Genomic DNA, 24,743 nt, shown 5'->3' with positions numbered 1-24,743 from the left:
TTGCCCTCCCCTAGCGCTCGATTTCTGGCGGATAGGTGTGCAGCGACACCATCAGCCCGGCGACGTCGGAAATGTTGGCGTTGACGATCAGCTTTTCGAGCAAGGCCATCGCGTGGGTGTAGGACGGCCCGCGCACATTGACCCGGCGCGGATAGCCGGAGCCGTCGGTGACGAGATAGTAGCCGTATTCGCCGCGCGAGCACTCGCCGCGGATATAGGTCTCGCCTTGCGGGATCTTCCAGTTGAGGACGTTCGGGAGCCTCGACATCACCGGCCCGTCCTTCGGCATTTTTGAAAGAATCTGCCGGATCAGGTCGATGGAGACGTGGACGTCGCGGCGGCGGACGTCGGCCCTCGTGTAGATGTCGGAGACTTTTCCGACGACCGGCTCGAAGTCGAGTTCCGGATAGACCAGATAGGGCTGGTCCTTGCGCACGTCCTTGGCAACGCCCGCCGCCCGCGCGTTCGGGCCGGTGACGCCGTAGGGCTCGATCATCTCCGGCTCTATGACGCCGACCCCGACCGTGCGCTTCTTGAAGACGGCATTGCAGTACATCACGTCGTTGATGTCTTTCAGGGCCCGTTCGACCTCTTGAAGCGTTTCCTCCATGCGCACTGCAAAGCCTTCCGGCAGGCCGTCGCGGACGCCGCCGGGCAGGATGAACATGTGGTAGATGCGCGCCCCGGTCATTTCCTCGAACCGGTCGAGCATCAGGTCGCGGACATAGGTCGCCCACTGGCCGATGACGCCCATGCCGAAGGCGCCGGCCTGACCGCCGAGATACATCATGTAGCTGTTGATGCGGCCCATCTCCAGGATCAGCGTGCGGATCCAGTGCGCCCGTTCCGGCACTTCCAGGCCCGCCAGTTCCTCGACGGCCGCAGCGTAGCAATATTCGTTGAAGTCCGGCTCCGGCACGCAGATGCGGCAGACGATCGGGAAGCACTGGATGAAGGTGCGCCGCTCCATGAGTTTCTCGAAGCCGCGATGCAGATAGCCCACATGGGTCCGCCCCTCGACGACCTCGTCGCCGCACACGGTCAGCTCCACCGACATATTGCCGGTGATGCCGGGGTGCTGCGGCCCCTGCCAGAGCTTCAGGTATTTGCCGGAGGTAAGGTCGATGTCGAGACTGCCGTCGGCTCTCGTTTCCGGATATTGGCTGCGGTCGAGTTCGAAAAGCGCCATCTCAGGAGGCCTCGCCCGGATAGAGTTTGTCTTTCATGTGCGTCGCCGGATCGAAGGTCTCCCGGCCCGGCCGATGGAAGTAGGTCTCCTCGGCGTATTTCTTAGTGTCGAAGTCGCGCCGGTAGGGCGGGATGTCGGTCCAGCCTTCCAGGATGAACTCCTCGTCGATGCGCGGGCTCCCCGGAAAGTCGATGCCGAACATCTCCTTCAGTTCGCGCTGGTAGGTCGCCGCCGTCGGCCAGAGGTCGTGGATGCCCGCCATCGTCGCCTCCTCGCGGTCGATGAAGACGCGAAGGCCGATATCGCAGGCCTTTGTGCGGTTGTTGACCAGATAGGTGAGCTGGAACCGGCCGCCCTCGATCCAGTCGACGGCGGTCAAAAGCACCAGATGAGAAAAACCCTCCACGTCACGCAAATGGGTGATGACGGCGCGAAGGAGGTCCGGCGCGACGGAGACGAAGGCAAGGTCGTCGCGCTTTTCGGTGATGTCGCCGAGCGTGAAAAGCGTGCCCAGCCGGTCGATGAGGTCTTTCATGGCGCGTTACCAGCTATAGTCCGGCATGTCCCAGTCGTGGATCACCTGCTTCTGGTTGGCCTTGTACCAGGCGAAGTTCTCCGCATAGCGGTTGGCGCCCTCGCCCTTGCCGGCCTTGATGATCTTCTTCAATTCCAGGAAGCCGGCGAGCAGCGCCTCCGGCCGCGGCATGCAGCCGGTGATGTAGAGGTCGACCGGCAGGTAGCGGTCGAGCCGCTTGATGGTGTTGTAGCTGTCCCAGTACATGCCGCCATTGATGGTGCAGGAGCCGAGGCCAACGACGTATTTCGGGTTCTGCATCTGCTCGTAGGAGCGGATCGCGCGCTTCAGGGTCTTCACCGAGAGATAGCCGGAGATGACGAAGAGGTTGGCCTGGCGCGGCGTCGGCCGCCACTGGATGCCGTAGCGATAGGCATCGAAGCGCGGCGTCATCAGCGGCCGCATCTCGATGGCCCCGCAGCCGGTGCCGAAGCCGAGGATCCAGATGGATTCCGCCCGCGCCCAGTTGAAGAGGTCTTCAACGATCTTGAAATAGGCCGGCGGATGGACCTTCGGCGGCGCCTCGCAATAGTAGTCCTTCAGCGGCTCGACGGTGATCTCCTGGCCGTCCGGCGTCGTCACCACACGCGGCTGCAGCTCTTCCTTGGCGGGCCGCTCGGGCCGCTCCTTCAGGCGGTTCTTCTCGCCCGGTTTGACGAAGGCTTCCATCGTTGTCCCCTCAGACGATGAGAATGGCGGCGATGCCGATCGGCACGGCCCAGACCATGAACCAGCGGATCGACTGCTCGACCCGGAAGCGCGGAAAGACGACGCCGACCAGCACCGAGACCATGTAGATCGCGAAGACCTTGACGAAGAAGACCGGCCAGTTCGACGCGCCGCCGAAAAAGAGGTTCATGAAGATGACGATCTTGGCGATCGGGAAGATCACCCGGTTGGTCTGCATCAGCGCCAGATAGGCCGAGTGGTATTCGGTCGGCGGCCCGATCGGGATTTCCTGCGGCGCCAGCACCACGTCGAAGGGCGGGCGCATCATGGAGCCGAGGAAGGAGAGCATGGCGGCGATCACCGCCAGCGGATTGGTGAAGAGCGTCCAGTGCAGGAACCCGCCCTGCTGGGCCGCGACGATCTCGGTGATCGACAGCGTCTGGTACTGAACGGCAACGGCAAAGACCGCGAGTGCCAGCGGCAGTTCGGCCATGGTGACTTGCGAGAGGCCTCTGGTGACGCCGATCGCCGAATAGGGATGGCCGCTCTCGCCGGCGCCGAGCGCCATGCCGAGCGAGCCGAAGAAGATGAAATAGAGCGCAAGGATCAGATCGCCGGCGAACGACATGTTGGAGAACATCGGCGAGCCGTAGATGATCGGCACGAAGAGAAGCAGGCCGACGCCGCCGGTCAGCCGGAACACCGGGCCGAGATAGAACATGAAGCCGTGGGTGATGGCGCTCCTCAGCGCGTAGTTCTTCAGAAGGTCGATGTAGTTCTGGTAGATCGGGATGCCGTGGCGCCCGCCGACCCGGGCCGCGATCTTCTGCATCAAGGCGGTCAAGAGCAGCCCGTAATTGACGACGATGAAGAGCGTCAGGAGGGCGAAGGGGATCTTCATCCATTCGAAGGTCATGGCCGCACCCCCATGGAGAGCAGGTAGACGATGACGACGAAGCCGACGAAGTGGAAGGCGTAGACCTGACCGTCACCGGTATAGAACCGCCGGGTCAGCTCCGCCGTGCCGTGCAGCGTGCCGGTGATGCCGCCCCAGAAGCGGGTGACCAGCGGCTCGGTCAGAAAGCCCATCGCCTTGCGGTAGGGCGCAAAGAAATTCCAGGCGAAATGGGTGGTTTCGGGGCGATAGGGTCGTTCCGCCGCAAAGACGATGTTGAACTGCTTCACCTTCTGGGCCTTGTGGTTGAGGAAGACGAGCCAGGCAAGGAGCACGACGAAGATGGCGGCGACGACGATCATGATGGAGACCGGGCTCCAGTAGCCGTACTCGCTGGTGATCGTCAGGCCCTCCCAGGCAAGGCCGTGGTTGGGGAAAAACGTGCCGAGATAGGCATCGACGCGGCGCAGCGCCAGGCCCGGGAAGATCGCAAAGCCGATGAGAAAAGCCACGAACAGCATCTGCGGCAGGATGATCCAGAACGGAGCCTCCTTCAGGCGCCGGTGCTCGTCCTTGAGCTGGCCGAGGAAGATCGTGTGGATCAGCCGGAAGAGGTAGAGGAAGGCGATCGGGCCGGAGAGGAAGATGACGACCATCGGCAGCCGGTCGTCGGAACTCATGATGGCGTTGTAGAAGATCCACCTGCCGCCGAAGCCGGAGAGCGGCGGCACGCCGGACATGGCGATGATGCCGACGAGAACGGCGATGAAGGAGAGCGGCATCAGGGTGATGAGCCCGCCCATCCGGTACATCAGCTTGGTGCCGGTGCGTTTGGCGATGCCGCCGACGGACAGGAACAGCATCGACTTGTAGACATAGTGGTTGATGACGAACATCAGCGCCATCAGCCAGCCGAGATGGTTCATCAGCGCAAGGCCGAAGAGCGCATAGCCCATCTGGCCGATGGAGGAATAGGCAAGCAGCCGCTTGGCGTCCTCCTGGAAGATCGCCATCAGATTGCCGAGCAGCGCCGACAGCGCGCCGATCCACAGCAGCACATAGGTCAGTTCGACGCCGTAGAACTCCGTCTTGCCCATGGTCATCAGGAGAATGAAGAAGCCGTAGAGCCCGGCCTTCAACAGGATGCCGGAAACCATCGGCGAGACGTCCGTCTCGGCCTCGGCATGCGCGCCCGGTAGCCAGATATGGAGCCCGATGGCCGCCGTCTTGGTCATGAAGCCGGCGGCAAGGAGGATGAAGACGTAGGGCGCAAAGGTCGCCGAGACGTCCGCAAGATTTGCGAGCGCGAAGGGCTGGACGCCCTGTGCCGCGAGCGCAAAGCCGGCGAGGATCGCAAAGGCGCCGCCGAGCGAAAAGACGACGTAGGAGAGCGCATGCGGCTCGGATTTCTTTCCCCTCAGGATCAGGAAATAGGAGCCGAGGGTGAGGATTTCCCAGGCCGCGAAGAACGCGAACGAGTTCTGCGCGACGATCAGCATGGCGAGCCCGGCATACATCAGCATCGCCGACGGATAGAAGCCGACGCGGCGGCCGTGCGTCTCGAAGCTTGCCAGCAGGATGACCGCGCCGCCGATCAGGATGATGACGCCGAAGATGAGCCGCAGCGGGTCGTAGTCCGGGTAGCTGACAAAAAACCAGGCGACGAGGCCGGCAATCGCAATCGCGTTCTTGACCTTCGCCGGCAGCCAGTCCAGCGCAAGGAAGGCGAGCGCGAAGAGCAGCGGCAGCGCCGTCAGCACATTGCCGAGGCCGGAAAGGTCGCCCCAGAGGTAACCGAGGCCCCAACCGGCGGCGACGGCGACCAGCACCACACCGATCTTGTGCAGCGACAGGTCGACCTGCTGCGCCGGCGCCTCGCGTTTCAGGGCATAGCCGAACCAGCGGAACAGGTAGCCGGCCTCGATGAGGGCGCCGAGCAGGATCAGCCCGAGCACCAGGTAGCGGCCGTCGGCGGCGAGCGCGTGGGCGAGCTGCCACTTGGCGTAGAAGCCCGGGAACGGCGGCAGACCGACCAGCATGGCAACGAAGGAGGCAAAGGCAAAGAGCAGCACCGGATGGTGCTTCAGCTCGGCCCAGGAGGTCAGCGCGCGCTCCGGCAGCGTGCCGGAGAGCCAGTAGAGCCCGGCCTTGGCAACGGCATGGGCAAGGAGGATACCGCCGGCGATGAACAGATACTGGTCGCCAAGGAGTTCCTTTTGGCCGATGACGGCGAAGACAAGACCGATCTGCGCCACCGACGAATAGCCGAGAAGCCGCCGGTCGCTGGTCTGGGACAGCGCCAAAACGTTGGCGGCGACGAAGGTGGAAAGCCCGATGGCGGTCGCCACCGGCAGCCAGGCCGGCCCGCCGATGAGGAGCGCCTTGTCGACGGCATAGAGGGACGCCGCACCGGCGGCGGCCGAAAAGATCGCGGAGAACGCCGGATGGGCGGACTCGTAGATATCGAGCGCCCAGCCATTCGCCGGGAACGGCTTCAGTTCGGCAACGAGGGCAATGAAGAGCAGGAAGAAGGCGAGCGCGCCGGACTTGACGAGCACCGTCGAGTTGCCGGCGGCGGACGCCGCGGCGAGGTCGTCGATATTGAGCGATCCGCCGGCGTGGTAGAGGAAGATGATGCCGATAAGGAGCAGGATCGAGATCACCTGCGAGACGATCAGATATTTGAAGCCGGCAGACAGCGCGCGGGCGTCGTCGGAGAGAAGTACCAGCCCACCGGTGGAGATGACGGCGAGCTCAAAGAAGACGAAGAGATTGAAGATGTCGCGGGTGAGCACGATGCCGGCGAACGACATGGTGGCGATCAGGAGCACCGCCATCGAGCGCCGCCCGAGCCGCATCATCGGCTCTTTCAGGAAGACGGCCGCAAGGAGCCCGGTGACCGTGATCAGCAGCGTCAGCGCGGCCTCGGCGAGCCCCATGCGCAGATTGATGGCAAAGGGCGGCTTGGTGCCGGCGGTGAAGATTTCGACCGGGCCGGTGGCGCCGGAGGACAGGGCGAGCAGCCAGTCGGCGGCGATCCAGCTCATGACTGCGAGCGCCGCAAGCGTGATGGCGTAGGCCGTGGCGCGCAGCCGGTTGTCGAGGAAGGCCAGCAGGAACGCGGTGCCGAGGCCGATGGCGATGATCAGGATCGGGCTCACCCTTTTAGCTCCGTGAATTTGGAGATATCGAGCGTGCGTTTGGTCTCGTAGAGCTTGAAGGCGTAGGCGAGCATCAACGCGGTGATGCCGAGGCCGATGACGATCGCCGTCAGCACGAGCGCCTGCGGCACGGGATCGATGATCCGCTCGGCGGCCTTAGCGACAGGCACGGCCGCATCGAGGATCGGCGCCGTGCGCCCGGCAATGTAGCCGACCGACACCAGCACCAAGTTCACCCCCGTGCTGGCGATGGTGAAGGCGACGATCATGCGCAGGATGTTGCGGTTGGTCAGCGCGCCGTAGAGCCCCATCAGGATCAGCAGGAACCCGGCCGCCATGGCAACGAGGATCATTGCGGCTTCTCCGTCTCGGAAAGATTGACCAGCATGGAGCTGAATTCCGCCCCGACCTTGAGGCCGACCAGCGAATAGATGATCGGGATGGCGCCGGCCGAGAACAGCGATCCGAAGTCGCCAAGCGGCAGGATGCGGTTGTCGAGGAAACCGCCGGCAAGGACGAGGCCGAGGGCGCCGAGGGCCACGTAAGTGAGCCCCGACAGCGATTCCACCCGCGCGATCATGCGGTGGCCGAAGCGGCGCAGCGGATCGGTCAAAAGCAACAGCAGCATCGACGAGGCGACGATGGCGCCGCCCTGGAAGCCGCCGCCCGGCGTCAGATGCCCGTTGACGAAGACATAGACGCCGAAGAGCACGATCAGCGGCACCAAGAGCCGGCTGCCGGTATGCAGCAATTCGCCGGACGGCGGCAGCACCCGCTGCGGCGCGCCGGGCTGATGCCGCGACTGGGCGAGCACCAGCGCGACGATCGCCGCCGTCAGGAACAGCACCGTCACTTCGCCGAGGGTATCGAGCCCGCGATAGGTGACGATGATCGCCGTGACGATGTTGGCGGCGCCGAGGTCCTTGGCCGTGTTCTCCGCGTAGTAGCGGGCTGTCAGGTTCAGTTCGGTATCGGGCGTATAGCCGAGCATGAGGCCGGCAAAGACGGTGCCGAGGCCGATGAGGAAGATGACGGCGAGCGCGTGCCTAATCATTGTCCTGCTCCCCGCCGCCGACCCGTCCGAGGACGAAGAAGAAGAGGAAGGTGGTGAGCCCGCTGCCAATCGCGGCTTCCGTCATGGCGACGTCCGGCGCGGCAAGGATCAGGAACAGCACCGAGGCGAACAGCGAGACGGCGCCGGCCGACAGGATCGCCACCGGCAGGCTGTCAACGCGGATGGCAACGAACGCCGCCCCGATGGTGGCGAGCGCGACGACGACGCTCATGACGGGCAGGAACGCGCTCATGCCGTCTCTCCCGTATCGTCGGCGAGCCGGTCGACCTGAACCTCATGCGTCTGCGCCACGCGCGTGCGGTGCGCGGACCGCGCCAGCACCTGGGATGACAACGGGTTGGTGAACAGCAGGAACAGCCCGATGAGCAGCAGCTTCAACGTCCAGGCCGGTTCCAGGAGGGCGACGCCGGCAAGGGTCAGGAGCGTGCCGAGGGTCGTCGTCTTGGTGCCGGCCTGGATGCGGTTGAAGGTGTCCGGCATGCGGTAGAGCCCGAGCCCGCCGAGCAGCAGGAACACGGTGCCGGCAACGAGCACGATGGCGCCGAGGAGATCCAGCATCACGACGCCCCTTCCAGGTAGCGGGCGATGACGATGACGCCGAGGAAGGAGAGCAGCGCATAGACCAGCGCCACGTCGAGATAGATGACCCGGCCTTCCACGAGCGCCACCAGCACCATGCCGGTGATCGCGATGATGGTGAGAACGTCGAAGGCGATGACCCGGTCGACGGCGCGCGGGCCCTTGACGAAGCGCACCAGCGCCAGGAAGAAGGCCGCGCCGGCGATGACACCGGCGACGGTGATCAGGACCTCAACCATACATGACCTCAAGATAGCGCTCGAAGCCGGCGACGATCTTTGCCGTCGCCCCCTCATTGTCGGTGGCGTCGACCGTCACCCAGTGCACGTAGAGCCATTCGCCGGCGAGCTCGACGGAGAGCGTTCCCGGCGTCAGCGTGATGGAATTGGCGAGCAGCAGCCGGCCCATGGGGCTCTTCAGCCTGGTGCGCACCTTGACGATGCCCGGCTTGATGGGCAGCTCCGGCGACAGCACGATCCGCGCAAGCGCGATGTTGGAGCGGACCAACTCACCGAGGAAATAGAAGACGAAAAGGACGGAAGCGGTGAAGGACTTCGGCACCGGCCGGAAGTGAGACAGGAACGACAGCCCGTCCGTGTAGAAGAGGACGATGGCGATGGCCGCGGCGGCGCCGACGGCGAGCGTGCCGGGCGCCAGGGTTCCGTTCAACAGGATCCAGAACAGCAGCAGGGTCGCGAAAAGCTCGGCCGAATTGCGCACCCTGCCCATGGCAGCGTCTCCCTGAAGGCAGCCCCTCTTGCCGCGCATCGCATCCGATCCGAAAGCCCAGAGGAGGGCGGGAACGGCGGCAGATCCGAAAGTTCGGGCAGCAGCAAACCGGCGGAAAGACGGGGTCAGGAGGAGGTGCCGATTCGCCCGATGCGAGGATCAGCCTTTGGTAGCATTTATTAGAAAACTATAACATTCGGAAATGATACTATATTCCCGGGCAATTGACCGCAGAAAGGTCAGCAGTACAGACGCGAATCCGCGGAAATCCCCGCAGTTTCCACGGGCCTATGTCGGGGCGGTCAGCGGCCGAAGCCGGCGGTCACCGGCAACCAGGTTGCGAGTTCGGGAACGGCAATGAGCAGCGCCAGGCCGCCGATCATCAGGGCGACGAAGGGGGCGGCGCCGCGCACCACGTCGGACAGCGGCGCGTCGGTAATGCCCTTGATGACGAAGAGGTTCATGCCGACCGGCGGCGTGATCAGCGCCAGCTCCAGATTGATCATCAGGAGAACCCCGTACCAGATCGGATCGATGCCGAGCTGGTGCATGGTCGGCAACAGGATCGGCGTGGTGATCAGGATGATGGAGATCGTCTCCAGGAACATGCCGAGGACGAAGACGAGGCCCATCACAGCAACGATGAAGCCGACCGGCCCGAGGCCGAGATTGGCGACCATTTCCGTGACGCCGACCGGCAGGCGGATGATGGTGATGGCATGGCCGAACATTGCCGCGCCGGCGATGATCATGAACACCATCACCGAGGTGCGCATGGTCTGCTGGGCCGAGGCCCAGAGATCGGAAAGGCCGAAATTGCGGTAGGCGAGGACGGCAACGGCGAGCGCATAGACGCAGCCGGCGGCCGCAGCCTCCGAGGCGGTGAAGATGCCGAAATAGATCCCGCCCATGACGACGGGCGGCGCCATCAGCGCCCAGATCGAGCGCCGCGTCGCCGCGACCATCTTGGAGAACGCCGCCATTTCCGGCGCCTTGACGCCGGCGCGCCGCGTCGCCTGGACGACGCAGAAGACGGAAAAGGCCAGCGCCATCAGCACGCCCGGGATGATGCCGGCCAGGAACAGCGCCCCGATCGAGACCTCAGAGACGATGGCATAGAGGATCATCGGCCCGGACGGCGGAATGAGGATGCCGAGCGTGCCGCCGGCGGCAACGACGCCGAGCGCATCGCGGGTCGGATAGCCGAACCGCTTCATCTGCGGCACTGCAGTGGAGCCGATGGAAAGGGCCGTGGCGACGGACGAGCCGGAGATCGCGGCAAAGATCGTGCAGGAGAGCACCGTGGCGACACCGAGGCCGCCGCGGATATGGCCGACGACGGTGTGGGCGAACTCGTAGAGATCGTCGATCACCTTCGCCCGGATCATGATCTGCGCCATCAGCACGAAGAGAGGAATGGCGGTCAGAAGGTCCTTGTTGAGATGGGAAAAGACCGTGTCGGCGACGGCCGAGACGTTGCCCTCGAAGATGAGGAGGATCGCCGTCGCCATCAGGCCGAGGGCGGCAAAGATCGGAATGCCGATGAGGAGCAGGAGGATCAGCCCGGCAAAGACGACGACCGCGGTCATGCCGCGTCCTTCCCGGCGATGTGGCGGATGAGAAGCGCAAGGGCGAGGAGGATGAGGAGCCCGGCGCCGATCAGCATCGGAAGCTGCGGGATCCAGGTCGCCACTTCCAGATAGCCCGGCGAATAGGACCCGAAATCATAGGCAAAGGAGATGGACTCCCAGGCGCTGAGGCCGAGGACGACGGCAAAGCCGATGACGGCGAGATTGGCGATAACCGCAAGGAGCCGCTTCAACGTCGGCCCGACCTTGCCGGTGACGAGATCGATGGCGATGTGCTCGCCGTGCCGCAGCGTTTCCGCCGCGCCCAGCATGACCAGCGCAACCAGCAGGTAGCCGGAAAGTTCGTCGCCCCATTTCAGCGGCGTATCGAGGAAGTATCGCTGCAGGATCGCATAGACGACCAGCGCCAGGACGGCGAGCACCAGCGCGGAGGCGACGATGCCGCCGAGCCGGCCCGGCCAGGTCAGGAAGCCTTTCGGCAAAGAGGGGGCGTCCTGCGCCCCCTCGCCTTTGTCGTCGTGAGACATGGAGCCTCTGGTCTAAAGCTTGCCGATCAGCTCGATCAGCTTCTTAGCGTCGTCATTGTTGGCGAAGTTCTCGTCGAACGCCGGCCGCATGGCCGCTTCCAGCGCCTCGATCTCTTCCTCGGTGGCGATGTGCACCTCGGCACCCTTCTCGCGCAGTTCGTCCGGGGCCTTGGAGGCGGCGTCCACGGAGGCCTCGATGGCCCATTCCGCCGCCTTGTCGCCGGCCGCCTTCAGCGCCGCCTTGTTGGCGTCGGAGAGGCCGTCATAGAATTTCGGGTTCACATAGCCGTGGAAATAGACCGAGATCACCGGCAGCACGACGAAGTGGTCCTGCACCTCGTAATATTTGCGCGAGACGGCTGCCGCGATGTCGGTGAGGCCGGCATCGATGACGCCGGTGGCGAGCGCCTGGTAGACCTTGGAGCCGGACATGGAGCTGGGCGCCGCGCCGAGCGCTTCCAGCGAGGCGTTGAAGGACGGCTCCAGGCCGCGGATCTTCACGCCGTTGAAGTCTTCCGGCTTGAGGAGAAAGCGCTCGTTGGAGGTGAACACCGAGGTATTGGTGGTGAACAGCCAGACGACGTTCTTCAGGCCCTTGTCCTCAAGCTTCTGGTCGAGGAACGCGGCGGCCTCCGACTCCGGCCATTTGCGCCAGATGTCGAGGTCGCTGAAGGCGAACGGCGCCATGGTGACGTTCATGATCGGCAGGGTCTTGCCCCACTGGAAGTTCACCGAGAACGCGCATTCCACGTCGCCCTTGGCGGTCGCGACGATGTTCTCGCGCGCACCGACCAGGCTGCCGGCGCCGAAGATCTGCACGTCGATATCGCCGTTCGACTGCTTCTCGACCTCCTCGGCCCAGCGGTCGATGACCTTGGCGATGTGGTGGCCCGGCGGAAGCTGATGGCTGCAGCGCATGGTCTCCGCCGCCATCGTCGCGGTCGATGTCGCGGCGAGCATGCAGGTGGCGACGAGGATGTGTGACAGCTTCATATGATCTCTCCCTGACTGTCGTTCTTATGCATCGGTGGGATGGGATTGGCCAGCTATGTCAGTGCCGGTAGGAGACCGTCGCCGGAAGGCCGGCCCTGGCGAGCGCGCCGTAGAGCGGCTCGTTCGGCATTTCGTTCGCAAGGATCTCGCGTACCGGGAACAGTGCCTCAAGGTCGATGCCGGTGGCAAATCCCATCGTCTCGCACAGATAGACGAGGTCCTCGAAGACGACGTTGCCGGTGGCGCCCGGCGCAAAGGGGCAGCCGCCGAGGCCGCCGATAGACCCGTCAAGGATGCGCGCCCCGGCATTGAGGGCGGCCGCCGCATTGGCGATGCCCATGCCGCGGGTGTCGTGCAGATGCACCAGATAGGGGATGTCGCCGCAGAGCTTGCCGATATCCGTACACAGCTCTTCGACCTGTTTCGGGCCGCAGAAACCGACCGTATCGGCGACGCCGACGATATCGGCGCCGGCGTCCAAGCAGGCACCGGCGAGCCGCACCACCTCGGCGGGGTCGACCGGCCCGGCGATGGAGCAGCCGAAGGCCATGGAGATCGCCGCCATCACCAGCGGCCGCTTCGGTGCGTCGGCGGCCTTCTCAGTCGTGGTACGCACCAGGTCGATCGCCGCCTCGCGCGAGCGGCGCATATTGGCCTGGCTGTGCTCCTCCGTCGCCGAGACGACGCAGACCACCTCGTCGACGCCGGAGGCCATCGCATCGTCCGCGCCGCGCTCGTTGAGGGCGAGCGCCGCGGAGCGCGCGCCCTCAAGGCCGGCGATGACGCCGATGAGTTCGCGGAGATCGGCGAATTGCGGCATCCGGCTGGCGGGAAGGAACGAGCCGACCTCGAAATGCCTCACGCCCGCGCCATGGGCCCGCTTGATCCATTCGGTCTTGCCGGCGGTCGACGGGAAGGCCTTGACCAGTTGCAGCCCGTCGCGCAAGCCGACCTCGCGCAAGGAAACGCCGGCCCGGGGGTAAATCTCTGCCGCCCGGCTCATGCCGCCTCCCCCTTGGAGGTCCCGCGCGCGGCCGCGATCTCCGCCTCGCTGAGCCCCAGCTCCGTCAGCACCTCGGTGCTGTCGGCGCCGATGTCGGCGAGGTATTCGCCGTGGCAGGTGAAGGACTGGCCGTCGATTTCCACCGGCAGCCCCGGCGCCCGGAAGGTGGTGCCGTCGGCCATGGTCGTGGTGATGAGGCCGCCGGGCCGGTTGACGTGCGGATCGTCATACATCTCCGCCGGCCGGGCGATCGGCGAGAACGGGATGCCGGTCTCCTCAAAGGCCGCGGCGAGCTCGTCGAAGTCGCGCTTGGCGATCGCCTCGGCAAAGATCGGCACGGTCCACTCGCGGGCATCGATCTGCGCCATGCGCGATTGCAGGTCGGGATGGTCGAGGAGTTCCTGCAGCTTCAGGATCCGGCAGAGGATGCCCCACTGGCCCTCGGTGACGGCACCGACGAAGATCTGCCGGCCGCCGGAGGTCTGGAAGATGTCATAGACCGGCCAGGAGAAATCCCGCTCCGGCATCGGCGGCGCCTCGCGGCCCTCGATGTCGAACTGCACCATGTGCTGGGCGACGAGCAGGAGGCAGTTCTCGAACAGGCCGACGCGCACGGCGCGGCCCTTGCCGTCCTTGTCGCGCTCGAACAGGGCCGCCAGCACCGACAGGGCGCCGAAGAGGCCGGCCATGATGTCGTTGGCTGAGGAGCCGATGCGCAGCGGCCGGCCGGTCGGCCCCGTCATATAGGCCATGCCGGTCATCATCTGCACGACCTCGTCGAGCGCCGTCCGCTCCTTGTAGGGGCCGTGCAGGAAGCCCTTGCAGGAGGCAACGACGAGGCGCGGATATTTCTCGCGCAGCATCTCCGGCGCAAAGCCCATCTTGGCGAGCGAGACGTCGCGGAAGTTTTCGACGAACACATCCGCGGTCTTCAGCAGCTTGTCGAGGGCGGCGCGGCCGGCATCGGACTTCAGGTCCAGCGTCACGGACTTCTTGCCGCGGTTGAAGGTCGGAAAGAAGCCCCGGCCCATGCCGGTAAGGTCGCGGGTCTTGTCGCCCTCCGGCGGCTCGACCTTGATCACCTCGGCGCCGAGGAAGCTTAGGAACATCCCGCAGGACGGTCCGAGAATCATGTGGCTCATCTCCACGACGCGGACGCCGTCGAGCGGTTTGAAAGCTGGTTCCATGGGCTCCCTGCCCTTGTTGCTCTTAGTTACGAGCGGCGGAGTTTAGTGTTGCCGGGTCATGTTCGAAATTCTATTGATTCGAAATTGTCATTCGAAAAAATAGAACGCAGGATGGACTCCCGCCAGCTCCGTTACTTCGCCGCGATCTTCGAGGCCCGGTCGCTGTCGCGGGCCTCCGAGGCGCTTCATATCGCGCCCTCCGCCCTCAGTCACCACCTGGCCAATCTGGAAGAGGAACTGGCGACGGCGCTTTTCGTCAGGAAACCACGCGGCATGCAGCCGACGGCGGCCGGCGAGCGCCTGTTCGAGCATGCAAGGGGGATCCTGCGCGCGATCGCCAGCGCCGAACGCGACGTGCGCGACGCCGGCCGGGAGATCTCCGGCGAGGTCGCCGTCGGCATGGCCTTTTCCGCGGTCAAGACCATCGGCGTGCCGCTCCTGGAAAAGGTCGCGTGCGACTATCCGAAGCTGCGCCTTGCCTTGTCGGAGAGCCTGTCCGGCGCGACGCTCATGGAGCTGATGGCCTCGGAGATCGACCTTGCCATGGTCTACAATCCGCCGCTCGATCCGCGCCTGCGCTCCCGGCCGCTGCTGGAAGAGCGCATGGTCTGCATTGGCCGGGCCGACGTCATCGGCGAGGCCGACGCACCGCTCGCCTTCGACGATCTTCTGGACCTGCCGATCATCCTGTTGCGCCGGGGCCTGCCGGCCCGTGCCATCGTCGACGACGCGACGCTGCTGAAGAAGCTGGAGGCCCGCGCCCGGCTGCATCTCAATTCGGTCCAGGCGATCACCGGCTCGCTGCTTGCCGGCCTCGGCTGCGTGATCGCCACCCGCCACCTGATGCGCGAGCACCTGGAGGCCGGCCGGCTGAACGCCCGGCCGATCATCGCCCCGGAGCTTTTCCGCACGCTCTGCCTGTGCGAATTGTCGGAGCGCCCCGCCACCTATGCCCGCGAGACCGTCCGCCAGCTTCTCGTGAACTTCGTGCTCGACGCCATCGCCCGCGGCCTCTGGGACGCCCGCGCCATTGAGGACTGATTTCAAAGGGCATTGACGACCTGGATCGAGCACGAACGACGGATTTGAAAGACAAGGCGTTGCAGATGGTCCTATGCCCCCGGTCAATGCCCGTTCGTAAGAAGGATTTTTTCAGCCATGAAACTCGACATAGACCCGATCGGCACCGTACGCGGCGGCCGCGACGTCCCGGAAGACGACGACTGGGGCAGGAGCCTCTGCCGGCTGGAACTCGACACCTCGCGCTTTTCCGAGGAGGCGCTCTACGGCCTTGCCGACTTCTCCCACGCCGAGGTCGTCTTCGTCTTTAACCGTGTGCCGGACGACAAGATCACCGCCGGCGCCCGCCATCCGCGCGGCCGCAAGGACTGGCCCCTGGTCGGCATCTTCGCCCAGCGCGGCAAGAACAGGCCCAACCGCATCGGCGTCTCGATCTGCGAGATCGTCGCCGTCTCCGGCACTGCCGTCGAGGTCCGCGGCCTCGACGCCATCGACGGCTCGCCGATCCTCGACATCAAACCGGTAATGAAAGGATTTTTGCCGCGTGGGACGGTCCGCGAGCCGGAGTGGGCGGCGGAGATCATGCAGCGTTACTGGGAGGCTTGAGGCGGGAAGGCGTTTCAGAAAACACAAAACCCCGCGCTGGGCGGGGTTTTGGGACATGACAATATCGAGGCATTCCCGAGCGTGTCATTGCCCATTGGGATGCCTGCCTAGAGATCTAGGTCTTAAAGCCCGACAACCGGGATACACTCGTAATGTAGTTGGTCTAGGGGGATTTGGCAATGCGATCCAGCCCCAGTCCGCACAGGACCGCCCGTCGCACCCCCGCCAGATCGTCTGGCGTCAGTGTCGGATAGGTGTATTTCCGTCGTCCAGTTTTGAAAGCACTCAATCGGTAAAGACCAAGATTCAAGACGAGGTCAGCTTTCGCCCAGCATGGTAACGCGTCATCCTCTTGCGGATGGTAGTTTTTCGAAAGCCGATAGCAATACGGATAATCGTGCTTGGGCGCAGTAAGGCTGATCGGAACGATCGCAACGATTTCCGATCGATACGGCAGTTTTGGAGATACGACGATAACGGGACGCGTTTTAACCATCTCCGGTTCTTTGAACCCGTTGAAATCACACATGAATATCTGACCCGCTCTCGGGTGAAAATTAAGTGGCATGGGAAATCTCTAATCAAAGAACTGCCCACGGAAGAACATGCATTCTCGTGAACATGACAAGGCTGCTTCACAACGTGCGCGTCCGCAAGCGCCCAGAGCGGTGAAATTCGATCGTTTCGCCTGATAGTATCAAAACGCCGGGGCATTGAAGGAGAAAGGCCGGACAGACCGCCGACGCAAAAAAGCACCGAATTCCAAACCGATACCCCTCCCCACACCGCCGCATTGACTCCTTTCAGCGGCGGTGCTTTCATAGAACAAAATAGGAACATTTAAAACCACGAGCAGGCCATGCCGACGGAACTCGACCGGCTGCGCGCGAAGCTGTCGGCTTTCGCGCGGAACGCGACACATGACCCCGGCTGTTCGCAGGACAGCGGGGGGAAAATCGGGCTCGGCCCGGCGGATCTCGACCGGTTTCTGGAGGGCGGACTCGGTCGCGGCGCGCTGCACGAGGTCTTTGCCGCCGGCCCTCTCGACGCCGGCACGGCGACCGGTTTCGCCGCCGCCCTCACCCGGCGCGTGCTCGACAGCGCCTCGGCCGGGAAATCCGGCACGGACAAGGCTGTCGTCTGGGTCCGCCAGGCCTTCGTCACTGTGGAGGCCGGCACCCTCTATGCCCCCGGCCTTGCCGGCCTCGGCCTCGATCCGGCGCACCTTGTCCTCGTCGAGGCCAAGGATCCCCTCGGCGTCCTCAAGGCGGGGCTGGAAGCGGCGCGCTGTGCGGCGCTCGGCGCCGTCGTCATCGAGCCCTGGGGGGCGCCGAAGGTGCTCGACTTCACCGCCACCCGCCGCCTGGCGCTTGCCGCGTCCGAGGCCGGCACCACCGTCTTCCTGTTGCGCCTGCAGGCCGAGCCGCAGCAGAGCGCGGCCGAGACCCGCTGGCGCGTTGCCGCCGGTCCCTCCCGGCCGCTTCCCGCCAACGCCCCCGGCGCGGCGGCCTTCACCGTCGAGCTGTTGCGCCACCGCACCGGTCCCGCCGGCCGGCGCTGGCATCTGGAGTGGGATCATGGGCAGTGTCTCTTTACCCAACCCGCGCGCCGCGCGCCGCTACCTCGCCCTGTGGTTTCCCTACCTCAGCGCGGATCGCATCCGGCACCGCTCCCGGCACAACAAAGCCGCACCGGCACGTGAGAAAGGAGCCCCGCTCGTCTTCATCGAAAAGGAGAAGAGCGCACTCCGCCTTGCCGCCGGTGACGCGCGCGCCGAAAAGCTTGGCCTATCGCCGGGGCTGGCGCTCGCCGATGCCCGCGCCCGGATTCCGGAGCTTGAGGTCGTGGACATGGACCGCGCCGCCGACGCGGCCTTCCTGGAGCGCATCGCCGATTTCTGCGACCGCTACACGCCTCTGGTCGCCCTCGATGCCCCCGAAGGCCTCATCCTCGACATCACCGGCTGCGCCCATCTCCTGAACGGCGAGGACCGGCTCCATGCGGACATAAAAAAGCGCCTTACCGCATTGGGGATCACCTTGCGGGCAAGCATTGCCGGAACCCCGGAGGCGGCAAGGGCCCTCGCCCGCTTCGGCCGGGAGAAAATCGTCCCGGCCGGCGGCGAGCCCGAGGCCGTTTTCCGCCTTCCCGCCGCTGCCCTCGATCTCGCGCCCCAGACCGTCCAGGCGCTGTCGCGTGCGGGCCTCAAAACCGTCGGCGCCCTTGCCGAGCGGCCGCGTCCGCCGCTCGCCGCCCGTTTCGGCGCCGACCTCATCGCCCGCCTTGCCGGCGTCCTTGGCGAGCGCGACCTGTGCATCACGCCGCGCCGGCCGATGCCGCCGACCATGGCCGAGCGGAGCTTTGCCGAGCCCATCGGCCTTGAGGACGACATGCTGGCGGCGCTCCGGAGCCTTGCCGGCCATGTCTGTGCGAGCCTTGAAACCCGCGGCGAGGGCGGGCGCGGCTTCGAAGCGGCGTTCTTTCGCACCGACGGCCGGGTCTTTCGCATCGGCATTGAGACCGTCGAGCCCCAGCGCGATCCGGCCGTGCTGATGCGCCTTTTCAGGGAGCGCCTCGGCGCCCTGCCCGACCCGCTCGATCCCGGCTTCGGCTTCGATTTCATGCGCCTTGCGGTCATCGCCAGCGAGCCGGCTGCAACGCCCCAGGCGAGCCTTGACGGCAACGAGGCGGCCGAGCAGGAGGTGAGCGATCTCATCGACCGGCTGATCGCCCGCTTCGGCCGCGATGCGGTGCGCCGTTTCGTTGCCGTCGACAGCCATATCCCGGAGCTTGCCGCCCGCACCGTCCCGGCCCTCGGCGCGGCCGAGGACGGCACTGCCTGGACGTCGCTGGGGGGGACGCCGCCGGCAAGCCGCCCGATCCACCTGTTCGACCCACCCCAGCCAATCGAGACCCTTGCCGAGGTGCCGGACGGCCCGCCCCTGCGCTTTCGCTGGCGCCGCGCCATGCACGACATCGCCCGCGCCGAAGGGCCGGAGCGCATCGCCGCGGAATGGTGGCGCGCCGACGGCCTGACCCGCGACTACTACCGCGTCGAGGACGATTCTGGCCGGCGCTACTGGGTGTTCCGCGAGGGGCTCTACGGCCTGGAGGCGGAGCGGCCGCGCTGGTTCCTGCACGGCATCTTCCCATGACCGCCTACGCCGAACTGGCCGCGACCAGCAATTTCTCGTTTTTGCGCGGCGCCTCCCACCCCGCGGAGTTGGTCATTGAGGCGCTGCGGCTCGGCCATACCGGCATCGGCATTGCCGACCGCAACAGCGTCGCCGGCGTCGTGCGCGCCCATGGCGCCTTCAAGGATCTGGAGGCGAAGCTGCAGGCAAAGGCGGGCACATCCGCAAGGCTCTCGTTCAAGCTTGCCGTCGGCAGCCGGCTGGTGTTTTGTGACGGCACCCCGGAAATCCTCGCCTATCCCCAGAACCGCACCGGCTGGGCCTCCCTCTGTCGGCTTTTGAGCCTCGGCAAACTGCGCGCGGAAAAGGGCGACTGCCTTATCACCCTCGACGACCTCCTCGCCGCCCCCGGCGATCTTTTGCTCGTCGTCATGCCCGGTGAGAGCTCGTTGGAATCCGACTCAGAACACCACCCGGCCAAAATACTTGCTCCCTCATCTCAATCTCTCTCAGGCGTCATTGCCGGGCTTGACCCGGCAATCCATTCGGCGTCTCGGAACGATCCGGCAGCGCCGCATGGACCACCGGGTCGAAGCCCGGTGGTGACGCAGAGCGGGGAGCCACCGGTAGAGAGAGATACCCTCTTCAAAACCCTTAGCCGCCTAAAGGAAGCCGCGCCGGGTGCCGTCTGGCTTGCCGCCTCCATGCTCTATCGCGGCAACGACCGGCGCCGGCTCATCGGCCTGAAAACCCTCGCCGAGGAAGCGGGCGTGCCGCTCCTTGCCGTCAACGACGTGCTCTATCACCGGCCGGAGCGGCGGCCCCTGCAGGACGTCGTCACCTGCATCCGCGAGGGACTGAGGCTAGCGAGCGCCGGCCGGCGCCTCGCCGCCAATGCCGAGCGCCATTTGAAATACCCCCAAGAAATGGCCCGCCTGTTCCGCGACGCGCCGGAGGCGATCGCCGAGACCGGCCATCTGCTTGAGCGCATCGACTTTTCCCTCGACGAGCTTTGCTACGAATATCCGGAGGAGATGATCCCGCCGGGCAAAACTCCGCAGGGATGGCTGGAGGAGTTGACCTGGAAGCGCGCGCGCTGGCGCTATCCGGACGGCGTGCCGGCAAAGGTCGAAAGGCTCCTTGTCGACGAGTTGAAGCTGATTTCCGACCTCGATTACGCCCGCTATTTCCTCACCATCCACGACATCGTCCGCTTCGCCGAGGACCGCGGCATCCTCTGCCAGGGCCGGGGCTCGGCCGCCAATTCCGCCGTCTGCTACGTGCTCGGCATCACCGCCGTCGACCCGGCCGAGCACGATCTCCTGTTCGCCCGCTTCATTTCCGCCGAACGCAAGGAGCCGCCCGACATCGACGTCGATTTCGAGCACGAGCGGCGCGAGGAGGTGATCCAGCACATCTACCAGCGCTACGGCCGCGAGCGCGCCGGCATCGCCGCCACCGTCATCCGCTACAGGCCGCGCAGCGCCATCCGCGAGGTCGGCAAGGTCTTCGGGCTGACGGAAGACGTCACCGCCCGCCTTGCCGGCACGGTCTGGGGAAGCTGGGGCGACAGCAAGGGCGCGCTCAGGGTGCGCGAGGCCGGCCTCGACCCGGAAAACCCGCTCATCAAGCAGGCGGTCGACCTTGCCGGAACGCTGCTCGGCTTTCCGCGCCACCTCTCCCAGCATGTCGGCGGCTTCGTCTTGACCCGCGGCCGGCTCGACGAGCTGGTGCCGATCGGCAATGCGGCGATGGCGGACCGCACCTTCATCGAATGGGACAAGGACGACATCGACATCCTCGGCCTGATGAAGGTCGACGTGCTGGCCCTCGGCATGCTGACCTGCATCCGCAAATGCTTCGACCTGATGCGCGGCCATTGCGGCCTCGATCCCGACCTCGCCGGCATCCCGCAGAAGGACGCGGCCGTCTACGAGATGCTGCAAAGTGGCGATTCCATCGGCGTCTTCCAGGTCGAAAGCCGCGCCCAGATCGCCATGCTGCCGCGCCTGAAGCCTCAAAAATTCTACGACCTCGTCATCGAGGTCGCGATCGTCCGCCCCGGCCCGATCCAGGGCGACATGGTGCACCCCTATCTGCGCCGGCGGAACGGCGAGGAGGAGGTGCATTTTCCCTCGCCCGCCCCGCCGCACGACCCGGACGAACTGCGCCACGTGCTGAGCCGCACCCTCGGCGTGCCGCTGTTCCAGGAACAGGCCATGAAGGTCGCCATTGTCGCGGCGGAGTTCACCCCCGACGAGGCCAATGGATTGCGGCGCGCCATGGCCACCTTCCGCCACCTCGGCACCATCCACTCGTTCGAGGCAAAGATGGTCGAGGGCATGGTCCGGCGCGGCTATGAGCGCGATTTCGCCGAGCGCTGCTTCAACCAGATCAAGGGTTTTGGGGACTACGGCTTTCCGGAAAGCCACGCCGCCTCCTTCGCCAAGCTGGTCTACATCTCCGCCTGGATCAAATGCCACCACCCGGCGGTCTTTGCCTGCGGCCTCCTCAACGCCCAGCCCATGGGGTTCTACGCCCCGGCCCAGATCGTCCGCGACGCCCGCGAGCACGGGGTGACGGTGCGCGGCCCCGACATCAACGCCAGCTTCTGGGACAACACGTTGGAGGATACCGACGATGGGTCCCTCGCCCTCCGCCTCGGCTTTCGCCAGATCGACGGGTTCCGGGAGGACTGGGCAAAGACGCTGACGGACGGGCGAGAAGACGGCTACGGCGACATCGAGTCCCTGTGGCGCCGCACCCGCCTGCCCCATGGTGCGCTGAAGAAGCTGGCCGACGCCGACGCCTTCCGCTCGATCGCGCTCGACCGGCGGAACGCGCTCTGGGCCGTGCGGCGCCTGCCCGACGACGCGCCGCTGCCGCTATTCGCCGCGGCCGAGGCGCACGAGCTCGGCGAGGAGCCGCAAACGCTGCTGCCGGAAATGCCGATGTCGGAGCACGTCGTCACCGACTACCAGACGCTGCGCTTCTCCCTGAAGGCGCACCCTCTGTCGTTCCTGAGGAAAAAATTCGCCGGCGAAGGAATCACCCCCTGCGCCGGCCTTGCCGATCTCCCCGATGCCGCCTTTGTGCGCTGCGCCGGCGTCGTCATCATCCGCCAGCGGCCGGGCAAGGGAAATGCCATCTTCATGACGCTGGAGGACGAGACCGGCATCGCCAACGCGCTCATCTGGGCGCGCCGCTTCGAGCGGTTCCGCCGCGAGGTGATGAGCGCCCGCCTCGCCGTCGTCGAAGGTCGCATCCAGAAGAGTTCGGAGGGCGTCATCCACCTGATCGCCAGCGCCGTCCGCGATCGCAGCGCCGATCTTTTGGCTCTGCAGGAGGACGAGGCCGCGACCGGCCCGCCGACCCGCGCCCGCCACCCGCGCAACGTCCGCGTCATCCCGAAGTCGCGGGATTTCCACTGAGCGGCGGATTGCCCGGCGCCGCAAGCGGCAGCACGAGCCGGGCGTCCAGCCCCGGCGATTTGTTCGCAAGCGTCAACGCGCCGCCGGCCGCCTCGGCGATTTCCGAGGCGATGGCCAGCCCGAGACCGCTGCCACCGCCGGCCTCGTCGAGCCGCCGGCCGCGCGCCGTCATTTCCTGCAGCCGCGCCTCAGGGATTCCCGGCCCGTCGTCGCGGAGCGCGATGTGAACAGTTTCCCCCTCGGCCGTCGCCGCAATCGTCACCACGCTCGCCGCAAACCGCGCAGCGTTTTCCGCCAGCGCCCCGAGCGCCTCGGAAAAATCGCCTTCGTCGAGCGCCACGGCGAGCCCCGGCGCGACATTGATCTGCCAATCGAGCCGCCCACCGTCGGGGGTCCGGCGCAGCACGGCGACGATCCGCTCCACGGCCCTTGCCACATCGGCGCGCGCCTTGAAGGCATGGGCGGCCGCCCGCGCCCGCACCAGTTCGCGCTCCACATGGCGCTGCATGGACCGCACCACCTGGTCGATGTCCTCGGCTGCCTCGATCTCGCCCTTGGCGCGCAGCCGCGCCGCCTCGCCGAGCAGCGCCTGCAGCGGCGTCTTCAGCCCGTGGGCAAGGTCGCCGGCCCGCGCCCGCGCCCGGGCGAGGTCCGCCTCGCGGGCATCGAGCAGCGCGTCGATCTCGCCGGCGAGCGGGCGGACCTCTTGAGGCCAGTCGTCGCCCATCCGCCGCGCCGTGCCGGAGCGCAGTTCCGTCACCCGCGTGCCGAGCGAGCGTAGCGGCCGGAGGCCGACCGCCATTTGGACCCAGCCGGCCGCAATCAGCACGAGCGCAAGCAGCGCCAGATAGGGGATAATATCGGCAAGGAAGGCCCGCTGCGCGGCGGCGAGTTCGCGCGCGTCCATGGCGACGGCCGCACGCGCCGGGCCGCCGCCGAGTCGGGCCGGAAGCGTCACGCTCCGCTCCAGCGTCAGCAGCGTCTCGCCGGACGGCCCGACAAGGTCATGCCGGTGCACCTGGCCGTCGACAAGATCGTCACTCGGCAGTGGCAGTTCGGCATCCCAGAGCGAGCGCGACCGCAGCAGTCGGCCTTCCGCGGCGATCTGCCAGTAGAGCCCGGAATAGGGTTTTGAAAAACGCGGATCGGCCGGCGGCGTCGCCAGGACCAGGGCCCCGTCGCGGAACGCAAGACCGGAAAGCACCTGGTCGAGCTGCACGGAAAGCTCGGCCATGGCGCGCCGCTCCACATGGGTGCCGAAGAGCGCGACGAGCCCGGCCGCGGCAAGCGCCAGCGCCACGACGACCGCGACGGCACCGGCAAGCGCCAGCCGCAGGCGCAGCGACAGCCGCCTCACGATCCGCCTTCCAGGAAATAGCCAAAGCCGCGCCGCGTGCCGATCGCGCCGGCACCGAACTTGCGCCTCAGCCGCGCGATCACCGCCTCAAGGGCGTTCGCCTCGCGCGCGTCCTCGTCGCCATAAAGGTGTTCCAGGAGTTCCGACACCGGCACCACCCGGTCGCGGTTCAGCATCAGATAGGCGACGAGCCGGTATTCCAGGGCCGTCAGCGACAGCGGCACGCCGCGCCGGGAAACGGTCATCCGGTTGGTGTCGACGGTGATCTCGCCAAGGCTGAGGACGGCGCTCCCGCGGCCTGCCGCACGGCGCATCAGCGCCCGCGCCCGGGCGATGAGTTCCTCCATGCGGAAGGGTTTGGGCAAATAATCGTCGGCGCCGGCCTCGATGCCCTCCACCCGCTCGCTCCAGGCGCCGCGCGCCGTCAGCACCAGCACCGGCATCTCCCGCCCGCCCGCGCGCCAGCGCTTCAGCACGGAGAGCCCGTCCATGCCGGGAAGGCCGAGGTCGAGGACGACGAGGTCGTAATCCTCCGTGTCGCCGCGGAACCAGGCGTCCTCGCCGTCGCCGCAGGTCTCCACGCGAAAGCCGGCGCCCTCCAGCGCCGCCTTCAGGTCGGCCGCGATGCGCGCGTCGTCCTCAACGGCGAGCGCGCGCATCAGTCGTCCTCCCCGCCGCGCGACAGGATCCGGCCGGTCGCCGCATCGACCTTCACCTCGCGCAGCCGGCCGCCCTCGCCGAGCACTTCCAGCTCGTAGACATAGCCCTCGTGGCGGCGCTCGAACTCCACCTCGATGACCCGCCCGCCGAGCTTGTCGCCGACGATTTCAAGGATGCGGATGAGCGGCAGCACGTCGCCGCGCCGAAGGGCGGCGCGCGCCTCGTCGTGGTCGCGCTCCTCATGATGGTCGCTGTCGGCGATGGCCGGAAGACCGATGGCGGCCGGGACGGCGGCGAGCGCGGCAAGGAGCAGAAAGGGCGGAATCAGGCGTTTCATGGCCCGCCATCCTCTACCGCCATCGACC

Annotated in this window: 25 protein-coding genes; 5 read left to right on the top strand and 20 right to left on the bottom strand. The window is 66.1% G+C overall.

Going from position 1 to position 24,743, the window contains the following annotated elements; all coding sequences use genetic code 11:
• Positions 1-10: 10 nt before the first annotated feature.
• The 16 genes from M2319_RS17135 to M2319_RS17060 form a co-directional block, all read right to left on the bottom strand.
• Entirely contained in the window at positions 11-1,189 is a 1,179-nt protein-coding gene (locus M2319_RS17135) for an NADH-quinone oxidoreductase subunit D (RefSeq protein WP_264602681.1), read from the bottom strand.
• A 1-nt stretch (position 1,190) separates the two neighbouring features.
• A complete protein-coding gene (locus tag M2319_RS17130; RefSeq protein WP_264602680.1) occupies positions 1,191-1,724 on the bottom strand; it encodes an NADH-quinone oxidoreductase subunit C in 534 nt (177 codons plus the stop codon).
• A 6-nt stretch (positions 1,725-1,730) separates the two neighbouring features.
• Complete coding sequence (locus M2319_RS17125) at positions 1,731-2,432, bottom strand: NuoB/complex I 20 kDa subunit family protein (RefSeq protein WP_264602679.1); 702 nt, start codon at positions 2,430-2,432, stop codon at positions 1,731-1,733.
• Positions 2,433-2,442: 10 nt separating this feature from the next.
• Positions 2,443-3,348: a respiratory chain complex I subunit 1 family protein gene (locus M2319_RS17120; protein ID WP_264602678.1), complete on the bottom strand. Its 906-nt coding sequence runs from the start codon at positions 3,346-3,348 to the stop codon at positions 2,443-2,445.
• Positions 3,345-6,488, bottom strand: coding sequence for a proton-conducting transporter transmembrane domain-containing protein (locus M2319_RS17115; protein ID WP_264602677.1), 3,144 nt, complete (start codon positions 6,486-6,488; stop codon positions 3,345-3,347). The genes M2319_RS17120 and M2319_RS17115 overlap by 4 nt, the downstream gene beginning before the upstream one ends.
• Positions 6,485-6,841, bottom strand: a complete 357-nt coding sequence (locus tag M2319_RS17110) for a sodium:proton antiporter (RefSeq protein ID WP_264602676.1) — start codon at positions 6,839-6,841, stop codon at positions 6,485-6,487. The genes M2319_RS17115 and M2319_RS17110 overlap by 4 nt, the downstream gene beginning before the upstream one ends.
• The gene (locus M2319_RS17105) at positions 6,838-7,542 is read right to left on the bottom strand and encodes a Na(+)/H(+) antiporter subunit B (protein ID WP_264602675.1); all 705 of its coding nucleotides are present in this window, start codon (positions 7,540-7,542) and stop codon (positions 6,838-6,840) included. The genes M2319_RS17110 and M2319_RS17105 overlap by 4 nt, the downstream gene beginning before the upstream one ends.
• Positions 7,535-7,795 carry a hydrogenase subunit MbhD domain-containing protein gene (locus M2319_RS17100; protein ID WP_264602674.1) on the bottom strand — a complete coding sequence of 87 codons (261 nt, stop codon included), beginning with the start codon at positions 7,793-7,795 and terminating at the stop codon, positions 7,535-7,537. The genes M2319_RS17105 and M2319_RS17100 overlap by 8 nt, the downstream gene beginning before the upstream one ends.
• Positions 7,792-8,121 carry a monovalent cation/H(+) antiporter subunit G gene (gene mnhG, locus M2319_RS17095; RefSeq protein ID WP_264602719.1) on the bottom strand — a complete coding sequence of 110 codons (330 nt, stop codon included), beginning with the start codon at positions 8,119-8,121 and terminating at the stop codon, positions 7,792-7,794. Before mnhG ends, M2319_RS17100 begins: the two co-directional genes overlap by 4 nt.
• Positions 8,121-8,381 carry a monovalent cation/H+ antiporter complex subunit F gene (locus tag M2319_RS17090; RefSeq protein WP_264602673.1) on the bottom strand — a complete coding sequence of 87 codons (261 nt, stop codon included), beginning with the start codon at positions 8,379-8,381 and terminating at the stop codon, positions 8,121-8,123. Before M2319_RS17090 ends, mnhG begins: the two co-directional genes overlap by 1 nt.
• Positions 8,374-8,871 carry a Na+/H+ antiporter subunit E gene (locus M2319_RS17085; protein ID WP_264602672.1) on the bottom strand — a complete coding sequence of 166 codons (498 nt, stop codon included), beginning with the start codon at positions 8,869-8,871 and terminating at the stop codon, positions 8,374-8,376. Before M2319_RS17085 ends, M2319_RS17090 begins: the two co-directional genes overlap by 8 nt.
• 302 nt (positions 8,872-9,173) lie before the next feature.
• Positions 9,174-10,460, bottom strand: coding sequence for a TRAP transporter large permease (locus M2319_RS17080; protein ID WP_264602671.1), 1,287 nt, complete (start codon positions 10,458-10,460; stop codon positions 9,174-9,176).
• On the bottom strand, positions 10,457-10,987 hold the full coding sequence (locus tag M2319_RS17075) for a TRAP transporter small permease (RefSeq protein ID WP_264602670.1): 531 nt from the start codon (positions 10,985-10,987) through the stop codon (positions 10,457-10,459). The genes M2319_RS17080 and M2319_RS17075 overlap by 4 nt, the downstream gene beginning before the upstream one ends.
• Before the next feature lie 12 nt (positions 10,988-10,999).
• The gene (dctP, locus tag M2319_RS17070; protein WP_264602669.1) at positions 11,000-11,980 is read right to left on the bottom strand and encodes a TRAP transporter substrate-binding protein DctP; all 981 of its coding nucleotides are present in this window, start codon (positions 11,978-11,980) and stop codon (positions 11,000-11,002) included.
• A 58-nt stretch (positions 11,981-12,038) separates the two neighbouring features.
• On the bottom strand, positions 12,039-12,983 hold the full coding sequence (locus M2319_RS17065) for a hydroxymethylglutaryl-CoA lyase (RefSeq protein WP_264602668.1): 945 nt from the start codon (positions 12,981-12,983) through the stop codon (positions 12,039-12,041).
• Entirely contained in the window at positions 12,980-14,170 is a 1,191-nt protein-coding gene (locus M2319_RS17060) for a CaiB/BaiF CoA transferase family protein (RefSeq protein ID WP_264602667.1), read from the bottom strand. Before M2319_RS17060 ends, M2319_RS17065 begins: the two co-directional genes overlap by 4 nt.
• A 111-nt stretch (positions 14,171-14,281) precedes the next feature.
• Between M2319_RS17060 and M2319_RS17055 the strand changes: the two genes are divergently transcribed.
• Together M2319_RS17055 and M2319_RS17050 are read left to right on the top strand one after the other, a co-directional pair.
• Positions 14,282-15,211, top strand: coding sequence for a LysR family transcriptional regulator (locus tag M2319_RS17055; RefSeq protein WP_264602666.1), 930 nt, complete (start codon positions 14,282-14,284; stop codon positions 15,209-15,211).
• Positions 15,212-15,328: 117 nt separating this feature from the next.
• Positions 15,329-15,796 carry an SAM-dependent methyltransferase gene (locus M2319_RS17050; protein ID WP_264602665.1) on the top strand — a complete coding sequence of 156 codons (468 nt, stop codon included), beginning with the start codon at positions 15,329-15,331 and terminating at the stop codon, positions 15,794-15,796.
• Between the two features lie 163 nt (positions 15,797-15,959).
• Here the strand turns inward: M2319_RS17050 and M2319_RS17045 are convergent, their stop codons facing one another.
• On the bottom strand, positions 15,960-16,364 hold the full coding sequence (locus M2319_RS17045; RefSeq protein ID WP_264602664.1) for a type II toxin-antitoxin system PemK/MazF family toxin: 405 nt from the start codon (positions 16,362-16,364) through the stop codon (positions 15,960-15,962).
• A 291-nt stretch (positions 16,365-16,655) separates the two neighbouring features.
• Between M2319_RS17045 and M2319_RS17040 the strand changes: the two genes are divergently transcribed.
• From M2319_RS17040 to M2319_RS17030, 3 genes are read left to right on the top strand one after another with little or no spacing between them, the layout of a single operon-like run.
• Positions 16,656-17,498 carry an ImuA family protein gene (locus M2319_RS17040; protein ID WP_264602663.1) on the top strand — a complete coding sequence of 281 codons (843 nt, stop codon included), beginning with the start codon at positions 16,656-16,658 and terminating at the stop codon, positions 17,496-17,498.
• Positions 17,425-18,951: a Y-family DNA polymerase gene (locus tag M2319_RS17035; protein ID WP_264602718.1), complete on the top strand. Its 1,527-nt coding sequence runs from the start codon at positions 17,425-17,427 to the stop codon at positions 18,949-18,951. The genes M2319_RS17040 and M2319_RS17035 overlap by 74 nt, the downstream gene beginning before the upstream one ends.
• Positions 18,948-22,361, top strand: coding sequence for an error-prone DNA polymerase (locus tag M2319_RS17030; RefSeq protein WP_264602662.1), 3,414 nt, complete (start codon positions 18,948-18,950; stop codon positions 22,359-22,361). The genes M2319_RS17035 and M2319_RS17030 overlap by 4 nt, the downstream gene beginning before the upstream one ends.
• Here the strand turns inward: M2319_RS17030 and M2319_RS17025 are convergent.
• From M2319_RS17025 to M2319_RS17015, 3 genes are read right to left on the bottom strand one after another with little or no spacing between them, the layout of a single operon-like run.
• A complete protein-coding gene (locus M2319_RS17025; protein WP_264602661.1) occupies positions 22,333-23,718 on the bottom strand; it encodes a sensor histidine kinase in 1,386 nt (461 codons plus the stop codon). The genes M2319_RS17030 and M2319_RS17025 overlap by 29 nt on opposite strands.
• A complete protein-coding gene (locus M2319_RS17020) occupies positions 23,715-24,377 on the bottom strand; it encodes a response regulator transcription factor (protein ID WP_264602660.1) in 663 nt (220 codons plus the stop codon). The genes M2319_RS17025 and M2319_RS17020 overlap by 4 nt, the downstream gene beginning before the upstream one ends.
• Positions 24,377-24,715 carry a PepSY domain-containing protein gene (locus M2319_RS17015; protein WP_264602659.1) on the bottom strand — a complete coding sequence of 113 codons (339 nt, stop codon included), beginning with the start codon at positions 24,713-24,715 and terminating at the stop codon, positions 24,377-24,379. Before M2319_RS17015 ends, M2319_RS17020 begins: the two co-directional genes overlap by 1 nt.
• Between the last annotated feature and the right edge of the window lie 28 nt (positions 24,716-24,743).

The organism is Rhodobium gokarnense (genome assembly GCF_025961475.1).
Lineage (GTDB): Bacteria > Pseudomonadota > Alphaproteobacteria > Rhizobiales > Rhodobiaceae > Rhodobium > Rhodobium gokarnense.
The sequence above is the reverse complement of the archived record's forward strand: the minus strand, read 5'-3'. Positions and strand labels throughout refer to the sequence as shown.